A 16,901-nucleotide genomic window follows, 5' to 3' on the forward strand; every position below is an offset into this window, starting at 1 on the left:
CACGCCCCCTTCCGTGCGATGTGATCGCAACCGTTATTTTTGAGAATTGGAAGTCAGTTGAATATGTTTGGCAATCAAATTACCATGCCAGCGCCCGTTCTCTATGAAAATCTCATTGGAGTTATTGCCTGCAGCAATGACACCCGCAATATACAGCCCTTCCACATTCGATTCCATCGTCTCTTCATCAAAGAATGGCCTGCCAGTCTCGTCGTCTATCGCGATGCCCATCCCTTTCAGAAAACTATGGTCAGGGTGATAACCGACCATCGCGAATACATAGTCGTTGTCAATTGTTGTGCAAACTCCATCATTTTCAAATGTTACAGAGTTAGTAGTAATATTTACGACTTGCGAATTGAAATGCATATCGATCTCCCCGCTTCGAACCAAACTGTCAAAGCCAGGAAGAATCCATGGTTTAACACTAGGGGAATATTCGGCACCCCTATAAATAACAGTCACGTACGCACCGGCTTTTGCCAATTCGATGGCAGCATCTACCGCAGAGTTCTTGCCTCCGATGACAACGACTTTCCTACCGAAGTAAGGATGAGCCTCCTTGAAGTAATGGAACACATTCGGCAACGAAGCTCCAGGAACATCTAACGTGTTCGGGTTATCATAGTATCCTGTCGCGACGATAACAAACTTCGCTTTGTAGCTAGCCAGATCCGTTTTCACAGTGAAATGTCCATCCATTTTCTCTACCGTTTCAACTTTTTCAAAACTATTAATCGGAAGCTCCTTCAGCTCCGCCACTTTTCGATAATAGACTAGTGCATCGTTCCTTTTCGGCTTTTCCTTCGCTGTAATGAATGGAATATCCCCGATAGACAACTTGATGCTTGAGCTGAAAAATGTCTGGTGTGTCGGATAACGGTAAATCGAATTGACGATATTTCCTTTTTCAATTATTAATACATCCAAACCTATATTTTTCAATTCAATCGCAGCGGATAGCCCACATGGCCCGCCGCCAATCACAATTGCATCTTTGTAAATCAATTTCATCATTCTCCTTACAATCAAACGCGGCTTGCTTCGTCATTTAATATTTTATCGTAATGACATGGCTTTCCGGAGCCGCCCCCAAACGTAGCGGGACTATAGATGTGCCATATCCATTACTTATTAGTTTCGCCTTTCCATCGGCTTCTGTAAACTGACCTAATGGATGCATAGCAATATTGCCGAGTCTAATTTGCCCCCCGTGCATATGACCTGCAACCATCAATTCAGGTGTACAAATTCTCTCCACTTTCCGGAATAGGGATGGCGTGTGGGTCGCGACAATTAAGTAAGAATAATTTTCAGCGTCTTGCAGAGCCGCCTCAACGTCGACATTGCCGCTCGAAGGATCATCTGTCCCACAAATCCCCCATAGCGGGTGACTCTCAATTTTTGCATTTGAATTATCCAGTATCGTACCGCCGTGCTTTTTAATAATATCTCGAATTACATTTTCACCGACTTCACGATCATTGTTTCCCCAAATGAAATATAACGGAGCAATCTCTGAAAGTCTTTCTACATTACGGTCAATCGTCGAAAGCGGAACCCCACCTTCCGCAAGATCTCCGCCTATTATTACAATATCAACTACTCCATGTAATTGAATTTTTTTCAACAGTTGTCTATCGATCCGTCGTCTGTGAATATCCGAAATAAAAAAAACGGACAACTCCTTGCCTTCCCCGCTTTTTTTTCGAACAGAAAAAGAGTGGTGGATGACATTTTTACGGTTTGCATAAAAGAACATATATGCAAGTATACTTACGAATATCCCAAAAACACTCGCTAAACTCGTTAACACAATTTTCATTTCGCACCTGCCATAAGAAAAAGGCAAAGAACCGACTTTGCCTTTTCTTTCATTTCTTTGGAGTCATTCACGGGATAATTAGCTTTTGCCCTGCCATTATATCATTGGATGAAAGTCCATTCGCTTTTTTAATCTTATCGATACCTGCATCGGAACCGTAATAGTTCACGGAAATTCGATAAAGTGTTTCATTCGCTGCTACAATATGCGTTCTACTCGTATTTGTCTCTGTCTTGTTTTCGGATTTTGGTTTTTCTTCCGCTTTTGGGTTCTCCGTAACTTTCGGTGTTTCTTTTTTCTCAACGGTAGGCGGAGTAACAGTTACAGGCTTTTTATTGGAATCAGCTGTCGACTCTTCCGCAGTTGCTTTGTCAGTATCCCCTTCGGACTGGCGCTCATCCTCTTTTTCTTCTTCAGAATCCGCTACAATCGAGCTGGGTTTCTCACTATTCCCAGAAGATGTATTCATACCATACTCTACAGAATATTCCGGGTTATCGACCTTTGCGGATCCGCTATCTGATCCAAAGTAAAAGTTATAAATGACATAGACAAAAATTAAAATCGGAATGAATGTAAAAATGCCTAGGATTACATTGATTGTCGTATGACTGGAAGCAGTCTTCTGCTTGCGGCGTTTTCCATGCCGTTCTGCTCGCGATGGCAAAATCGCCTCTTCATCGCGATCAAGCTCAATCTCTCTTCGATGCTCTTCGAATTCAACTTTGTAATCATTATTTTTCATCGACATATTCTCCTATTCAGTGGTGCTCTTCTTTATATTATGACGAATATTGTCGTAAAAGTAAACGGGAATCAGACCTGTTATCCAAGTAGAATCGTAATTCTTTCATCCCAGCTAACTCTCTCCTTACTACTCTTCCTAATTACTTTTTCCGTAAGCCAACCAACTGGACTGAGCCCGCAATTCGAACAGCATTCGTCAGGTTTACTCCGACATATTTCCCCAAAATACAATAGAACAGCTTGCCGGATGCATTCTCCACATTTGACTATATGGGTCATTTGCTGAAGTTGTACGTTCTTTTCATTTGAAAGCCCCTCAAATCGTAACAGTATTTCATCCAGTGAATATCGCTCCGTATAATAATCAATTACCCGTTTTCCCGTCTCTGTCAAACTAGCTAACTCGGCTGCTTTCTCAGAAGTGTGTCCTTCATCCATCAACTTGTAGTAATGACGGATTTCGTTTTCACTAGGCATGTCTGATTGAATGATGAAACTTGTCGTATGCTCGTCAGTCGGCATATATAGCAACGTTGCTGCAGCCGGACGGCCATCCCTTCCCGCTCTACCGATTTCTTGCATATATGCGGCAACTGTGGGGGGAAGGTGGTCATGGATCACTTGTCGGATATCGTCTTTATGGACCCCCATTCCAAATGCATTCGTTGCACATATCCATTCAAGAGTGCCATTGAGAAACTGATCTTGAATGATGGCTCGGTCATCTTGGTCCTTCCCAGCATGATAGGATTGTACAGCTACACCTTCCAACTGGAGTTCGAAAGCCAATTCATCTGCACGTTTTCTCGAGGACGCGTAAATGATTCCAGGTCCTGCCGTTTGCATTACCCTATCTTTGATCCAAGCAGTTTTTTCAGCAATTGAATACACTTCGTGAATTGAATAGGAAATGTTCGGACGGTCCAATGAATGACGTACTACATAGGGCTTCTCCATTCGAAGATATTGCTGAATATCGTTCAACACCTTTTCATCTGCCGTAGCAGTCAAAGCTAATATTGGAGGACGGCCCATTTCGTTCAAGAAGTCTCCAATGCGTAAATAATCCGGACGAAAATCGAAACCCCATTGGGAAATACAGTGTGCTTCGTCGACAACAACTAACGAAATTTGTAATCGGTTTAATTGTCGTCCAAATGATTCTTGGGAAAGCATCTCAGGAGAAATAAAGATAAATTTATAGTGATGAAGCTGGGCGACGATTCTTTGCCGTTCAGGGTAATGAAGGAAAGAATTCAATGCGATTACACGTTTTTCGCCACTTTGCCGCATCCGCATCGTCTGGTCTTCCATTAATGAGACGAGCGGAGAGATGATGAGGACAGCGCCTTCCATAAGAGTCCCTGGCAACTGATAACAAAGAGATTTACCCATCCCTGTAGGCAAAATGGCAATCGTGTCCTTTTTGGTCAAAACGTGACGAATCACTTCTTCTTGTCCCGGGCGGAAGTTTTCATATCCAAATCGCTCTTGTAAAATCTCCTTCAAATCCATCATTCATCCACCCTCCCTTCGTTACTAGCTGCCAAAATGAGACGGATTTTAAAATAGGAAAGTGTTTCAAATTCATTTTTCAAAAGTTTTAGTCGCTTCGTCCCCATTTCAGCCGATTTCGAAACTACCGCGCGGATTTGTTCCTCTGCAACGAAATGTGTTAGTGGGAAATTCTTATCATCCATTGCTATTTCGATAATATGGTCTTCAATCGTGCTCATTTTCAATTTTCGTATGGTCGCGATGCTTTCCATGGAATACCCTTGTTCAAATAACCGTTTCGTTTGCAAAGCGGAATCAGTCAAATACGTATGCACTTTGATATCGTAGGCAATTTGTTTAAGATACGGAAAATCATCCGATTGTTCAAGTGCACGTAAAAGTCTATGTAAGCTTTCGATGAATAGCAGACGAAGCGTATCGGTCGGCTCATCTAGGTCGATCGACAATTGCTCCCACGTCTTCGCAGTTTCTAATCTTCCAGTTAACCGGCAAGCGAATATATATTTTTGTATATTTGTCATTCCGCTAATCTTAAGAGCTTTTTTTAATTCATAACCTATGTATTTAGCAAAACTAGGATCTGTAACCGGTTGTCTATCTAAGAGTCTCTTAACGAAAAGCTGGATTTCCCGATCTTTTTGAATCGGTATGAATGACGTGTCCCTTTCACGCATATAAGATAGGGTTTGGACGAGCAATGAAAGTCTGCTGAAAAAGATCATTTCCCGTCCTCTATAATCCCATCCGCTGAAGTGGAATTCGGGAATCCCTTTTAATGCCTTTTCCCCCGCCTCAGTGATACGAATAAACTTTTCAACTTGGACAATGAATCCCATGTCCTTTAATTCATCTGCAACTTCCAAATAGGTTGCTTCGTCTAATTTTGGCAAGATGCCAAATAAATGTTTGACGTTGAAATAGTCAACATCTTGCAAAGTTTGCCCGGATTTCTTTCCACGAAGCAAATGGAGTCCAGCATTCAAAGTCCGTTGTCCATTCATTTTGCTTATGATAAATAGTAGAATTATTGACAAATTCATGACATGCCCCCCTGAAAAGTATGTTTTTTTGTTGAAAACAAATGAAAACAGCTTTAGAATGATAAGGGAACTAATCAGATAGTGCGGAGAAAAGAGGAGAGAACGTCAATGACTTGCAAAAAATACACCATCGTTGACCAGGACACATGTATTGCATGTGGAGCTTGCGGCGCTGCTGCACCTGACATCTACGATTATGACGATGAGGGGATTGCCTACGTTATTCTTGATGATAACACGGGCGTTACAGAAGTTCCAGAAGAACTATTGGAAGATATGGAAGACGCATTTGACGGCTGCCCGACTGATTCGATCAAAGTCGCGGACGCACCGTTCGATGGCGATCCATTAAAATATGAAGACTAAATAAGCAAAAGCCGAGGGCGCTCGCTCAGATGCGACATGCATAAGACGCACATGCGAAACGGCGCAATTTGCCTTGCAGCAGGGCTGGCTTATGACCTGAGCAAATGGAACTGCGAAGGGTTCGATTTGCCGTATTTCTGCGTTTTTGGCAAAAATTAAGGCACCCTAATAGCGCCTGAAGCTGGACGTAAAGCAATCAAAGAGGCTGCCGGAGATATGTAATCCGGATAGCCTCTTTTTGTTGTATACCCAGTCTATCAATCGTTGCTTTCGTTACAGGTGGACACTTTTCGCCGATTTTATCCCTTTGCTACATGTATAAACAATGTCAGTTCGATAAAGTATTCGTAGTAATAGAAAACAGTCAAACAAAAACTTAAAACCATAAACAAGACTAAACCTAGAATGATTGGTGAAAAACGAAATCGGAACAATTTAACTCCTCCTGCATCCTGCCCCGTCATTCCTCTTACACTTGCGTTATATACGTTTTGGTTTTGATTATTAAAATATAGAAACAACCATGGTATAGCAAATAGTAATAAACTCCCTATGAAAAGAAACTCCATAAGATTCCATTTGATCAATATGGATATAGCCCACAACAATCCCATTTCTATTAACATGGTTAGGATTACTATTACTGGCTTTTTCATTTGAATTCCCCCAAAGTATATCTTTGTCTCTTTCTTTTTAAGTAAGTTGCTATGGAGTAAAAATTGAGTCTTAATTCAATGACATATTTATTAAGGGCCAATGAAATAGGCAAAGATAGGAAGAGAAAGTATGACAAATATGCTTTGGAAAAAAGTGAAAACAACATCTTTCTTCCAACTACTATTTTTAGGATAACGATACGCAACCCTTTGAAAAAAAAGCAAAGCTATCCACCAACACAACAAAGCAACAACTACTGAATTGAAATCACCATAAAAATCAGTGAACATTATTGCTCCCTCCTACCACTTGATCTCAAATTAACTTTTTTGAAAATCCTGTACTTTTCCCTACATAGCCATTGCTAGAGTAAAAATGATGTGCCGCGTGACGCTCTTCTCGATTGCCACTATTTAAAGTTATAGCTACTGCACCTTGTTGAATTGCCCATTCTTCACATGCTTTTAATAGCTTTGTTCCAATCCCTTGCTGACGTTGTTTGGAACTTACAACAAACGCAATAATACGCACATATATACCTGTAAACTCAAATGCAAGTGCCTTACATACCCCCGCAAAACCTATAACATGATTGTTTTGAACAGCTACTAACGCTTCATAATCTAGATGATTTTGAAGTAACCCGAACCGCTTCGTTAATTCTTCGAGATTTGTAGGATAACCTAATTCACCCATCAATCCGACTACATCCATGAGATCTGTTTGTTGGATTGGTCTAATTTCTATTGTCATTACTTTCACCTTCCACCCTAAACAGCAAAGCTACCACACCAAAAGGCGCACCTACTTATTCAATAAGAACTCCGTTAATAGAAAAAGCATATTGCGTATTTGGAAACGATTTGAAATTACTAATTTTATGCTTCATTTGTGCCAGTACCAATCCGATTATTGAAAATAAACAATTAGACAACAAAATGCTCTTTCTTTTGTTTCCTTTTATGCAGATAAAGCCATATAAAAAAGATCGTCAATGGAATGGCAGGAATTAGTGCAGGGATTTCTCTCGGTAGTGCAGTAAACTGTGTGAGACATATTTGTACAATGACAGTCGGTATCATAAGAAGCAACCACATTCTCACTACCTTGTTTTTAAAACTTAATTCAAATCGATCGCTCATCAGTCACACCTCTTTGTTTTATTTAACATCTCTCTTCTTATTTCATAAGCCATTTCAGTTTTACATCATCCTCTAAACAACCAAGTTGATTAAAATGACTTGCTAGAATGTCAAAATACATATCTTCATCTGGACTTACATTCGCTTTACGAAGCGCCATATTAACGATATATGCTACATCTTCTCCTAGTGCAAAAATCGTATTGAAGGCACGTACTCGAATATTTTGGTCAGGATCAAACATAGCAACTATCAATTCATCAGTCGGAATCGGCTCACTCAAATGTGCATAAGGATCTTCGTAAGTTGCGCAGTAAATTCGCTCTCTTGCCTCATTAAAATTTTCTCCTACGAAAATCTCTCCAGCGAAAATACCATTCTTCGTTTGTGAGAGACTACCCAAATCAATCTCTATAAAGCGCATGTCTTTTATAATATAATATTTGTCGTCTTGATTGAGCGCAGAAACGTAATCATCCCACGTAACAATTTCTCCCGGTTCAATATAAACAGCAGGACGGTATAAGTAATTTGCTGTGACTTCTTTGAAATAAATCGTCCATTCGCTATAAGAACTTCCAAAGCTAGACAAAACTCGTAATCCAAATCTATCTTCAATTTTTATTAGCTCGTCATATACATAGTAGCCTTCAAGCTCGCCCTCAGTTTGTGCACCATGAAACACTAACTGCACAATTGACTCAACTGAAAAGCCGCCTCTCATATCTAATAGAAGCGTAAATTCAGTTCCTTGTTCCTCAGCATTAATAATCTCACCGTCATGAAATGACTGAGAAAAAACGGTTTGTGCAGATGGATGAAAGCGTTCTACTATTGAATCACGCGTTTCATAAATCGCATTGCTCTTAGTTATGAACTGTTCAATAATCTCTTTACACCATTCTTTAAATTCATGCATTGACGTATCATTTCGAAATAATGTTCGTTCTATAATTTGAGATTGAAAATTTTGTGGAAAGACATCTATGTAGTGCACTAAATTTTCATATAAATATTTTTCAAATTCACCATCGATCTCTTCCTCAAACGGATATGTATGTGCTGCCTCAAAAACTTCCTGTCGTTCACGTGATAAGAAAAACATTGTTTTGCTCCCTTTAAGTTGTCTAACTCTCGTAATATAATTTAGTATCTGTCCTTTTCACCTGTTAAAAGTATTCGAATTTGTACAACAAGTATAACACTTTATAATCGATAATATTAGTAATATCTGCAAGTTATAAGGAGATTCAAGAAGTATAAAAAAAGAGTATGTGAACAATTATCTGTTCACATACCCATGAAATCTATAGTTATTACATCGTCAACTGACGGTTTTGTTGGTCGATCCATTTGCTCATGCTCTTATACAGCAGCAACGAAATAACCATCAGCATAATGCCTTTTATTAAATTGAAAGGAAGAATCCCTAGTACGATAACATTGAACATTGCCTCTCCTGTATAAGCAGGCATATTCAAAAAGTACGTGTACATTGGCAAGAACACAAAATAATTCAATGCGCTCATTCCGACAGCCATAATAACCGTTCCGGTAATTAAGCCAGCTGTCAGGCCTTTTGTATTTTGAACCTTCTTAAAGATGAAGTAGATTGGCATAATGAAAAGGACGCCAGTTACAAAGTTTGCAAGCTCGCCTACCGGTACACCTGTAGGGCTTCCCGATAAAAACCAATGCAATACATTTTTAAGCAATTCAACTGCGATACCTGCCACAGGACCCATCGTCATGATCGCCAATACAGCTGGAATTTCACTGAAATCGACTTTCAGGAATGCTGGCAATGCAGGCAGCGGGAAATTCAATTGCATCAATACCGTTGAAATGCTTCCCAGGATTGCGATGAGAATCATCCTGCGTAATTTCTTATTGTTCATTTTGTTCCTCTCTCCTTTTGCGATTCACTTCAAAAGAGGAAAGGTCTAACCGCTTTTTGTTGTCCAAAACAAAATCCCTAAAGCAACTGAGCTTTAGGGAGAGTTTTAAAAGGCAACATTAAATAGAGGTTTGCAATAAAGGTGAATTCCCTTTACACATTCCCATACTTAAATAAGCACCCTTTTTGTAGACAACACAAAAAGACGGCTGCACCTTCACCTTCTCCCATCCAGACTATACTGTCGGCTCCGGAATCTCACCGGAATCAGCTGTTACGCTCGCGGGCTAGGAAGTTGAACTTCCATTTCCGCCGGTCGGGAATTACACCCTGCCCCGAAGATGAATCAATATTATATTACAACTCTATTGTATCCAGAAAAAAGCGTTTTGTAAACTCTTCTGTTTACAAAACGCTTGCCTACCTAATTATGGAGTGAACCATGTTGGATTGCCGCCGATTGGCATTGGCAATGTCTTTGTCAGATCATACTTGCCAAAGCTATCTTCGGTTACATTCTCGAGACGGACTTGCTTGTCATAACCTTTTGCCGTAAGCATGAATCCTTCTATCATCTGATTCATAATATTTTGATCAAAAGCAGTGACATCCAATTGCTCTTTGAACGTAATAACAGCTATTTCATCATCCATGTGTACTTCATAGTCTATATTATCGGGAATTAGTGATTGTACAATATCCCCATTGACTTCTTTCATTTCGAGGAGTCCTTCCGCTACTGTATTAACAGTGCCAGCTGGCTCATATGGAGCTAAATAGACTTTACCGGAAGGCATTGTATATCGATAATAAGGAAACGGATTATTCAAGTCGACAGCATTGGATTTACCAATACTCTCAAAAGAAGTCGGATTGCCTTTTTCATCGACGAGCTGCAGCTTTTCAAATTCAAGAAAAGTTTCTTTCATTGAATTGAAATAAAAATCTACTATAGCAGATGACAGATCATACGAATGCTCGGCAGGGATTTGATGATGAAGTATACCATTTTCCTCATATACCTTGCCTTTATACGGATGATAGTCGTCGAAACCAAGTTCCTCTTCCGGAAATTCAGCTGCATATTTATTATACAGCTCGATGCTTGACGGACTTCCATCAGGAAAATCAGAACGGATCTGCGAATCAGGAATCAAGAATGTGATAGGAACAACATTTGCAGATTCCACTAATCCAATTTGAAAAGGAGTAAAATCAAAAAACTCGTCTGCAAGTACGACATGGCTTTCAACATTTGCTGATGACAGCGCTGCTGACTCCGTTGCATCAGAAGCATTAAAGGGATCTGCAGATTCCACCGCTGCTTCATTTTCAGTTGAGGAGTCTATCGCCCGTTCGGCTTTAAATGCACGAGGAGCACCCGAATCCTCCATTGCCCCATCATTCTTGTTACTGTTAAGCATGGAAGGGATAATAAAACTAAAGAGAAGCAATGCAGCTGCTGCCACGATGACAGGCATCCATTTCTTTGGATTCATTCGGCGCGTTTTTTTCATGCGCTCATCTTGTTTAAGCCGCTCCAAAATTTGTTCTTTTGAACGGTTATCTTCAATTTTCGGCATGGAATGAAGAAGGTTTTCCAGTTTGTCGTCATCCCATTGATTGTTTGTCATTCATCTTCCCTCCTCTGCCGAAAGAGCATTCAATTTCTTTTGCAATGCTTTAATTGCTCGATGCTGTGTCGTTTTCACTTTTCCTTCGGTCCAACCAAGAGTGTCTGCCGTTTCTGCTATAGAGAGCTCTTGGAAATAACGCAAAACGATCACCATCTTTTGGTCGCCTGTGCACGTATCTAATATTCGAAGCAACTGTCTCATCTCTTCATTTAACGATGCAATTTCTTCGGGAGTATTTCCTGTAGAAGGCAACTCACTTTGCTCCCAGTCGAACTTATCGAATTGATGTTTTTGCCGTACATTCTTCTTTCTGAAGTGGTCAATGGCGACATTTTTCGCGATGGAAAAGAGCCATGTCTTTTCAGAGCTCTTCCCTTCAAAACCAGCATAGGCTTTCAGCACTCTGACATACACTTCATGCATAAGATCTTCGGATGAATGTCGATCTCCTGTTATATAGATGAGGAAATTGAAAACATCCTGATGATATTGCTCGTATAGCCTGTGGAAAACGGAGTCATCCACAAAATCCCCCCGTTCAATACATTAGTCGTAATTCAAGATGAAAAGTTTCATCCCCGTTTACTTTTCCTGCTGACGTTTTTTCCCGTCGCTTACTCTTCAGCATTTGAATCTTTCGGACCGATTGGCAATACGCATTTAAAGATGGTACCTGATGTATCACCTAGTTCCGCAGTAATCCGTCCTTCATGCGAGTCAACGATGTTTTTCGCAATCGCTAACCCTAGACCGGTTCCGCCTTTACCTCTCGTCCGTGCTTTGTCAGCTTTATAAAAACGTTCGAAAATAAACGGGAGATCCTCTTTCGGTATGCCGCTCCCCGTATCGGCGACGGAAATTTCAACCATATCCCCTTTTCTTTCGACACCAACTGTCACTTTTCCTCCATCTGGCGTATGGCGGATTGCATTATCAATCAAATTTGTGAACACTTGTTCCAAACGGAAATCATCAGCAAAAAGGGCAATATCCTTGTCTTTCTCATCAAAATCCAATGTAAGCATCACATTTGAATCACGGGCGATTTGCATAAATTTATTTCGAACTCTATCCAAGAAAGGAATGAGAGGGAAATTCAATTTGTATAGTCGCATATGGCCCGATTCCATCCTTGCGAGGTCGAGCAGATCTGTTACGAGACGGCTCATCCGTTTCGATTCATCGTGGATGATCTGCACCATTTCATTTCGTTCCTCGTCACTCGTCATTACATCATCAATGATCGCTTCGCTATACCCTTGCAGTAAGGAAATTGGCGTCCTCAATTCATGAGACACATTTGCTATGAAATCGGATCTCAGCTTATCAAGCTTATGCTGATCAGTCATATCCCGCAACACGGCTACTGCACCACGAATGCTATTTTCGCTATAGAGGGGGCTTATCGAGATACCGTAAAACTGGCCGCCTATTTCAAGCTCATCCTCGACTTCCTCCGCAAATGTGATTGCGTGCTCCAGCATATGAAAAATTTCCTTCGGCAACACTTTATCATCGGCCCCATTGGCAAAATACCATTTCTGCAATAAACGTTCTGCCTGCGGGTTGCTTAAAAGAATCGAATAGTCTCGATTGAAAGTGATGACTGCATCTGTCATTGATGTGAGGATACTTGATAATTGTTCCTTTTCCTGCTTGATCAATTCCATTTGGTATTTCAACTGTCTGCCCATCTGGTTGAATGCAGTCGCCAACTGGCCGATTTCATCATTTTGCATGACCGGTAGACGTGTTTCAAAGTTTCCTTTAGATAATTCAAAGGCGGCTTGCTTCATTCCGCGCAATGGAGAAGTAATTTTCGTGGAAAGGAAGAAAGCGAATATAGTCGTTAAAATGAAAGCGATGAAAGCTGATAGGAAAACGATATTCGTCGTCCTTTTCGTCGTACGGTGTACGGCATCGAGGCTTTGGTACATGACAATTGATTGGATTTTACCGTCAACTTCATCATACGGATACACGAGAACAAGAAATTGTTCCATGACGTTCTCATCTCCAAGAGATGGGAGAATCATTTCTTTTACTACTTTTTTATTGATTTCAATATTCGAGAAAAATTTTGGTTCCGATAAAATTTTCTTCACGATCTTTTCTTGATTCAATCCTTTATGAAATGAATAATGGACTTCTTTGTCTGAATCAATGATCATCGCATTCGTTTCATTATCCAATATGTCCTGAATGATAAGCCGCATCGCAGATTCGTTTTCGTGATCAAGAACGATTTTTCCGATTGTCGTTGCTTCCCTGCGCAATGAATCCTCAGCCTGATTCGTATGGAAATTGTCTAGAAATTCAAGTAGTAGGACAGTGACGATAAAGAGAACAAAGGAAACGAGAAGCAATATGGTTGCCCATAGCTTCCCGACGATTGAATGCCATATCCTATTCATTCGGAACCTCGAACTTATAGCCGACACCCCAAACTGTAACAATCATTTTAGCAGCGCTTTCCGATACACGGCTCAGCTTCTCGCGCAACCTTTTTACATGTGTATCGACTGTGCGTAAATCTCCAAAAAATTCATAGTGCCATACTTCCTTCAATAATTGCTCGCGATCAAACACCTTGTCTGGTGATTTTGCAAGGAAATAGAGCAATTCGTATTCTTTCGGTGTCAAGTTCACTTCTTTCCCTTCCGCCGTCACACGGTGTGCGTCATGATCGATCGTCAATTGCGGAAAGACAACGAGATCCTTTGAACTGTTCGCAGCTGTTGAATCTGGGAAAGTGACCGATCTTCTCAAAATCGCCTTTACGCGCAATACAACTTCACGCGGACTGAACGGCTTGACGATATAATCATCTGCACCCGTTTCAAAACCTGTCACTCGATCCGATTCCTCGCCCTTCGCAGTCAATAGGATGACAGGTGTCATTTTCTTTTCATCTCGAAGTTCCTGCAATACTTCTAAACCGTCTTTTTCAGGCATCATTAAATCCAGCAAAATACAGTCATAATGATTCGCAAGCGCTTTTTCAATCGCCTCGGCTCCATCTATTGCCTCATCAATTTCGAAGCCTTCACGGGATAAATACATAGTGAGAAGACGGCGGATCCGGTCCTCATCATCCACCACTAATAACCTAACAGTCTCTTCCATCATCCAAGTCCCCTTTCAACTACACTTCTGTTCTTATTGTACAAGTAGCATATAAAAAAAGAAACTGCACAGCACCTTTACGGCTTTGTGCAGTCCTAAATCGGATTACGCGTATGAATGCAGGCCTGCTATGATGAGATTCACGGCGATTAGATTGAACATGATGATGACAAATCCTATAACCGCAAGCCAGGCAGATTTCTCTCCTTCCCATCCTTTTGAAAGACGGAGATGGAGGAATGCCGCATAAAACAACCATGTAATTAGGGCCCAAACCTCTTTCGGGTCCCAACCCCAGAACCTGGACCAAGCTTCATGCGCCCAAATCATCGCAAAGATTAGAGCTCCAAGTGTGAAGACCGGGAAGCCGATCAAAACGGAACGGTAGCCGATTTCATCCATGAGCTGTGAATTCGCTTTCTTCGCAAATGGCTGGAATAAGGCAGCGATCGGTTTGCGGAAGATAAGTCGTAATATAATATAAAGAATCGTTCCTGTCACGACAGACCAAACAAATGTAGTCAGCGTTTTTGCATTAACAATCGCTGGCATTTCCGCCCATGGCTTCATCGCTCCAGGTGTTTGTGCTTCATATTCGTTCATCCCAAATAACGGTGGGTAATTATACTCGATTTTCGCAGGTGCCTCGTTTTTATCAATATACGTAAAATGCGCTTCATATCCTGTTAGCTTGAATGTTGTCGAAGATATGACAAAACCAAGAACTAAAACGAGAGTGAACATAACGGCTTCTATCCAAAATCGCTGTCTAGACGGTTTTGTCATATCGACATTCTTCACTAAATATATGAGACCCGCAACCGCACTTATTGCAAGAATTGATTCACCAAGCGCGGCAGTGATGACGTGAATTGTCAGCCAGTGGCTTTGCAGCGCCGGTATAAGCGGTGTAATGTCCTGAGGGAACATGCTTGCGTAACCGATGATTATAATTGCAATCGGCAATGCGAACAATCCTAAGGATGGCGTGCGATATAAGAAAAACAGTAGAATGAATGCCCCTACGAGCATCATGCCGAACGCTGTCGTAAATTCAAACATATTACTGACCGGAGCATGGCCAGAAGCCATCCATCTCGTAATGAAATAACCGAGATGCGTGATGAATCCAATGATCGTAATCGTGATGCCGACATTGCCCCATCTATGGTTTCTATAGGATGCTTCCGATTTAGCGCCTTTCACTGCTCCGCCAAAAAAAAGAGTGGCTACTAAATAAGCAACGAAAGAAACGAATAGCAGGTTAGCGCTTAACGATGCTAATCCCATAATTATTTTTCTCCTTCCTCTTCCGCAGGTGACGACTCTTTGTCCAATCTGTCTTCATATCCCGGCAGATCTGCATAATCTTTAACCGTGTCCAATTCCTTTTTCAATGAGAACCAGTTTTTGTTCGTATGGGCAGCGACAAGCAATTCGTCGCTTTCACCTTTCTGGATCCAAATCCGTCTATGGTTCCAATAAGATCCTTGGATAACACCGATCATGAAAATGATTCCACCTAATAGAAGAACATACAATGTTTTATCCTTGCGAATCGTCAAGCCGGAAATATCCCGAGTTTCAGCACTGACAAACTTTACTTGATATGCATTTTCTTGAGTTTCAAGCGTTTGTCTTATTGCGACAAAGCTTTTTTCTCCTTTTGGTTTTTCGGGAGTAATCATGTTGAAGATGAATGCAGGGTTGTTCGGAATTGGTGATTTGGAAACAGGCTCGCCATTTTCGACACCGTCATAATCCGCATAATACCCGATTAAATCGACTCTTGCTCCATCGTTCAGTTCATATACTCCTTCTGGGTCATCCAGATCGATTGTAAATTGTCCGAACGACTTTCCACTTTTCTTTTCGATCAACTGCATTGTCATCGATTTCAACTCGTCCAAACGATAATCCATTTGGAAAATATTGTATCCATCAAACTTCAATGGCTTGTTGACGATGATTGGATAGTCTTTGACATGCTCTAGATCTGTTGATCCCGGCAAACTGCCTTCTTTCTTTTTGTATAACGAAACATCCGTCTGATAGGATTTCACAATTGTACCGACACGATCGATCGCTTTACCAAAAACTTCATCGGCTTCTTCCTTCGAATACGTCTCAATGCTGAAATCATTACTTTCTAAATAATAGTCCGGAGCACCAGGAATCGATCGTAATTCACCTTCCCGAATCCACATCGTCTGGTCGACATAGAATCCTGGAATACCTCGCAATAGGATACCGAATAAGAAAATGATCAAGCCGGTATGGTTAACATATGGACCCCAACGCGAAAAACGGTTCTTTTCAGCTAAAATTGCTCCATCTTCCGTTTTTACGTTGTATTTCATTTTCTTAAGTTGTTCTTCCGCTTTTGCAAGAGATGAATCTGCATCGTCAGACGGGCCTGTACCGTAAATCCGTTGACGCTTCATGAAAGAAGTATGTCGTTTCGTTCGCTGCTTCTTCAATGATTTATAAAGCGGGATCACCCTATCGACACTCGCAATGATAATGGAAGTTCCGAGCATGCCGATCAGTATTTTAAACCACCAGCTATTATACATATCATAGAAGCCTAATTTAAAATAGAGCGTTCCCACAATTCCATACAGGCGTTCATAATATGCTAATAATTCCGCTGGTGAGTCCTGATTCACCGGCACATAAAATTTCTGCGGGAAAAGCGTACCGATCGCTGAGGTGGCAAGCACCGCGATAATAATGCTTACCCCAATTTTTACACTCGAAAAGAAATTCCAAATCTTGTCGATGATCGATCGTTTATACGTCTGAGATCTACGGGCAGATCCTTCGTAACGCATATCGACAACTTCACTATTTTTTGCTTCCTCGGTCAATGGTCGGCCGCATTTTTCACAAAGTACTGTTCCGAATGGATTGTCATGACCGCATTGACATTTGATTTTACTCATC

At 41.0% G+C, this 16,901-nt stretch carries 18 protein-coding genes and 1 riboswitch; of the genes, 1 reads left to right on the plus strand and 17 read right to left on the minus strand.

The annotated features are described in order from the left end of the window. Positions 1-33 precede the first annotated feature (33 nt). From ACTHPA_RS06575 to ACTHPA_RS06595, 5 genes are all read right to left on the minus strand, one after another. A complete protein-coding gene (locus ACTHPA_RS06575) occupies positions 34-1,017 on the minus strand; it encodes a YpdA family putative bacillithiol disulfide reductase (RefSeq protein WP_440499363.1) in 984 nt (327 codons plus the stop codon). A 34-nt stretch (positions 1,018-1,051) separates the two neighbouring features. Then, the gene (locus ACTHPA_RS06580) at positions 1,052-1,825 is read right to left on the minus strand and encodes a metallophosphoesterase (protein WP_440499364.1); all 774 of its coding nucleotides are present in this window, start codon (positions 1,823-1,825) and stop codon (positions 1,052-1,054) included. Between the two features lie 67 nt (positions 1,826-1,892). Beyond that, complete coding sequence (locus ACTHPA_RS06585) at positions 1,893-2,570, minus strand: LysM peptidoglycan-binding domain-containing protein (protein ID WP_440499365.1); 678 nt, start codon at positions 2,568-2,570, stop codon at positions 1,893-1,895. Between the two features lie 80 nt (positions 2,571-2,650). Beyond that, on the minus strand, positions 2,651-4,090 hold the full coding sequence (locus ACTHPA_RS06590; protein ID WP_440499366.1) for a RecQ family ATP-dependent DNA helicase: 1,440 nt from the start codon (positions 4,088-4,090) through the stop codon (positions 2,651-2,653). Further along, complete coding sequence (locus ACTHPA_RS06595) at positions 4,087-5,130, minus strand: helix-turn-helix domain-containing protein (RefSeq protein ID WP_440499367.1); 1,044 nt, start codon at positions 5,128-5,130, stop codon at positions 4,087-4,089. Before ACTHPA_RS06595 ends, ACTHPA_RS06590 begins: the two co-directional genes overlap by 4 nt. 108 nt (positions 5,131-5,238) lie before the next feature. On the opposite strand from ACTHPA_RS06595, the gene ACTHPA_RS06600 reads away from it, so the two are divergent. Next, positions 5,239-5,496 carry a ferredoxin gene (locus ACTHPA_RS06600; RefSeq protein WP_060207861.1) on the plus strand — a complete coding sequence of 86 codons (258 nt, stop codon included), beginning with the start codon at positions 5,239-5,241 and terminating at the stop codon, positions 5,494-5,496. A 299-nt stretch (positions 5,497-5,795) separates the two neighbouring features. Here ACTHPA_RS06600 and ACTHPA_RS06605 read toward each other — a convergent pair whose 3' ends face one another. The 12 genes from ACTHPA_RS06605 to resB form a co-directional block, all read right to left on the minus strand. Beyond that, entirely contained in the window at positions 5,796-6,152 is a 357-nt protein-coding gene (locus tag ACTHPA_RS06605; protein WP_440499368.1) for a hypothetical protein, read from the minus strand. Positions 6,153-6,242: 90 nt separating this feature from the next. Then, positions 6,243-6,443: a hypothetical protein gene (locus ACTHPA_RS06610; RefSeq protein ID WP_440499369.1), complete on the minus strand. Its 201-nt coding sequence runs from the start codon at positions 6,441-6,443 to the stop codon at positions 6,243-6,245. A 25-nt stretch (positions 6,444-6,468) separates the two neighbouring features. After that, on the minus strand, positions 6,469-6,906 hold the full coding sequence (locus tag ACTHPA_RS06615) for a GNAT family N-acetyltransferase (RefSeq protein ID WP_440499370.1): 438 nt from the start codon (positions 6,904-6,906) through the stop codon (positions 6,469-6,471). A 173-nt stretch (positions 6,907-7,079) separates the two neighbouring features. After that, a complete protein-coding gene (locus tag ACTHPA_RS06620; RefSeq protein ID WP_440499371.1) occupies positions 7,080-7,295 on the minus strand; it encodes a hypothetical protein in 216 nt (71 codons plus the stop codon). Positions 7,296-7,332: 37 nt separating this feature from the next. Then, a complete protein-coding gene (locus ACTHPA_RS06625) occupies positions 7,333-8,400 on the minus strand; it encodes a DUF4085 family protein (RefSeq protein WP_440499372.1) in 1,068 nt (355 codons plus the stop codon). 211 nt (positions 8,401-8,611) lie between these two features. Next, positions 8,612-9,193: an ECF transporter S component gene (locus tag ACTHPA_RS06630; RefSeq protein ID WP_440499373.1), complete on the minus strand. Its 582-nt coding sequence runs from the start codon at positions 9,191-9,193 to the stop codon at positions 8,612-8,614. Positions 9,194-9,407: 214 nt separating this feature from the next. Beyond that, a riboswitch (FMN riboswitch) is annotated at positions 9,408-9,539 on the minus strand. Positions 9,540-9,620: 81 nt separating this feature from the next. Next, complete coding sequence (locus ACTHPA_RS06635) at positions 9,621-10,826, minus strand: hypothetical protein (RefSeq protein WP_440499374.1); 1,206 nt, start codon at positions 10,824-10,826, stop codon at positions 9,621-9,623. Then, positions 10,827-11,354, minus strand: a complete 528-nt coding sequence (locus ACTHPA_RS06640) for an RNA polymerase sigma factor SigX (protein WP_440499375.1) — start codon at positions 11,352-11,354, stop codon at positions 10,827-10,829. A gap of 89 nt (positions 11,355-11,443) precedes the next feature. After that, on the minus strand, positions 11,444-13,243 hold the full coding sequence (locus tag ACTHPA_RS06645; RefSeq protein WP_440499376.1) for an ATP-binding protein: 1,800 nt from the start codon (positions 13,241-13,243) through the stop codon (positions 11,444-11,446). Then, positions 13,236-13,955, minus strand: coding sequence for a response regulator transcription factor (locus ACTHPA_RS06650; RefSeq protein WP_440499377.1), 720 nt, complete (start codon positions 13,953-13,955; stop codon positions 13,236-13,238). Before ACTHPA_RS06650 ends, ACTHPA_RS06645 begins: the two co-directional genes overlap by 8 nt. Positions 13,956-14,060: 105 nt before the next feature. After that, on the minus strand, positions 14,061-15,245 hold the full coding sequence (gene ccsB / locus ACTHPA_RS06655) for a c-type cytochrome biogenesis protein CcsB (RefSeq protein ID WP_440499378.1): 1,185 nt from the start codon (positions 15,243-15,245) through the stop codon (positions 14,061-14,063). Between the two features lie 2 nt (positions 15,246-15,247). Beyond that, positions 15,248-16,900 carry a cytochrome c biogenesis protein ResB gene (resB, locus tag ACTHPA_RS06660; protein WP_440499379.1) on the minus strand — a complete coding sequence of 551 codons (1,653 nt, stop codon included), beginning with the start codon at positions 16,898-16,900 and terminating at the stop codon, positions 15,248-15,250. Position 16,901 lies beyond the last annotated feature (1 nt).

The sequence above is a fragment of the Sporosarcina sp. SAFN-015 genome, from assembly GCF_051966875.1.
Lineage (GTDB): Bacteria > Bacillota > Bacilli > Bacillales_A > Planococcaceae > Sporosarcina.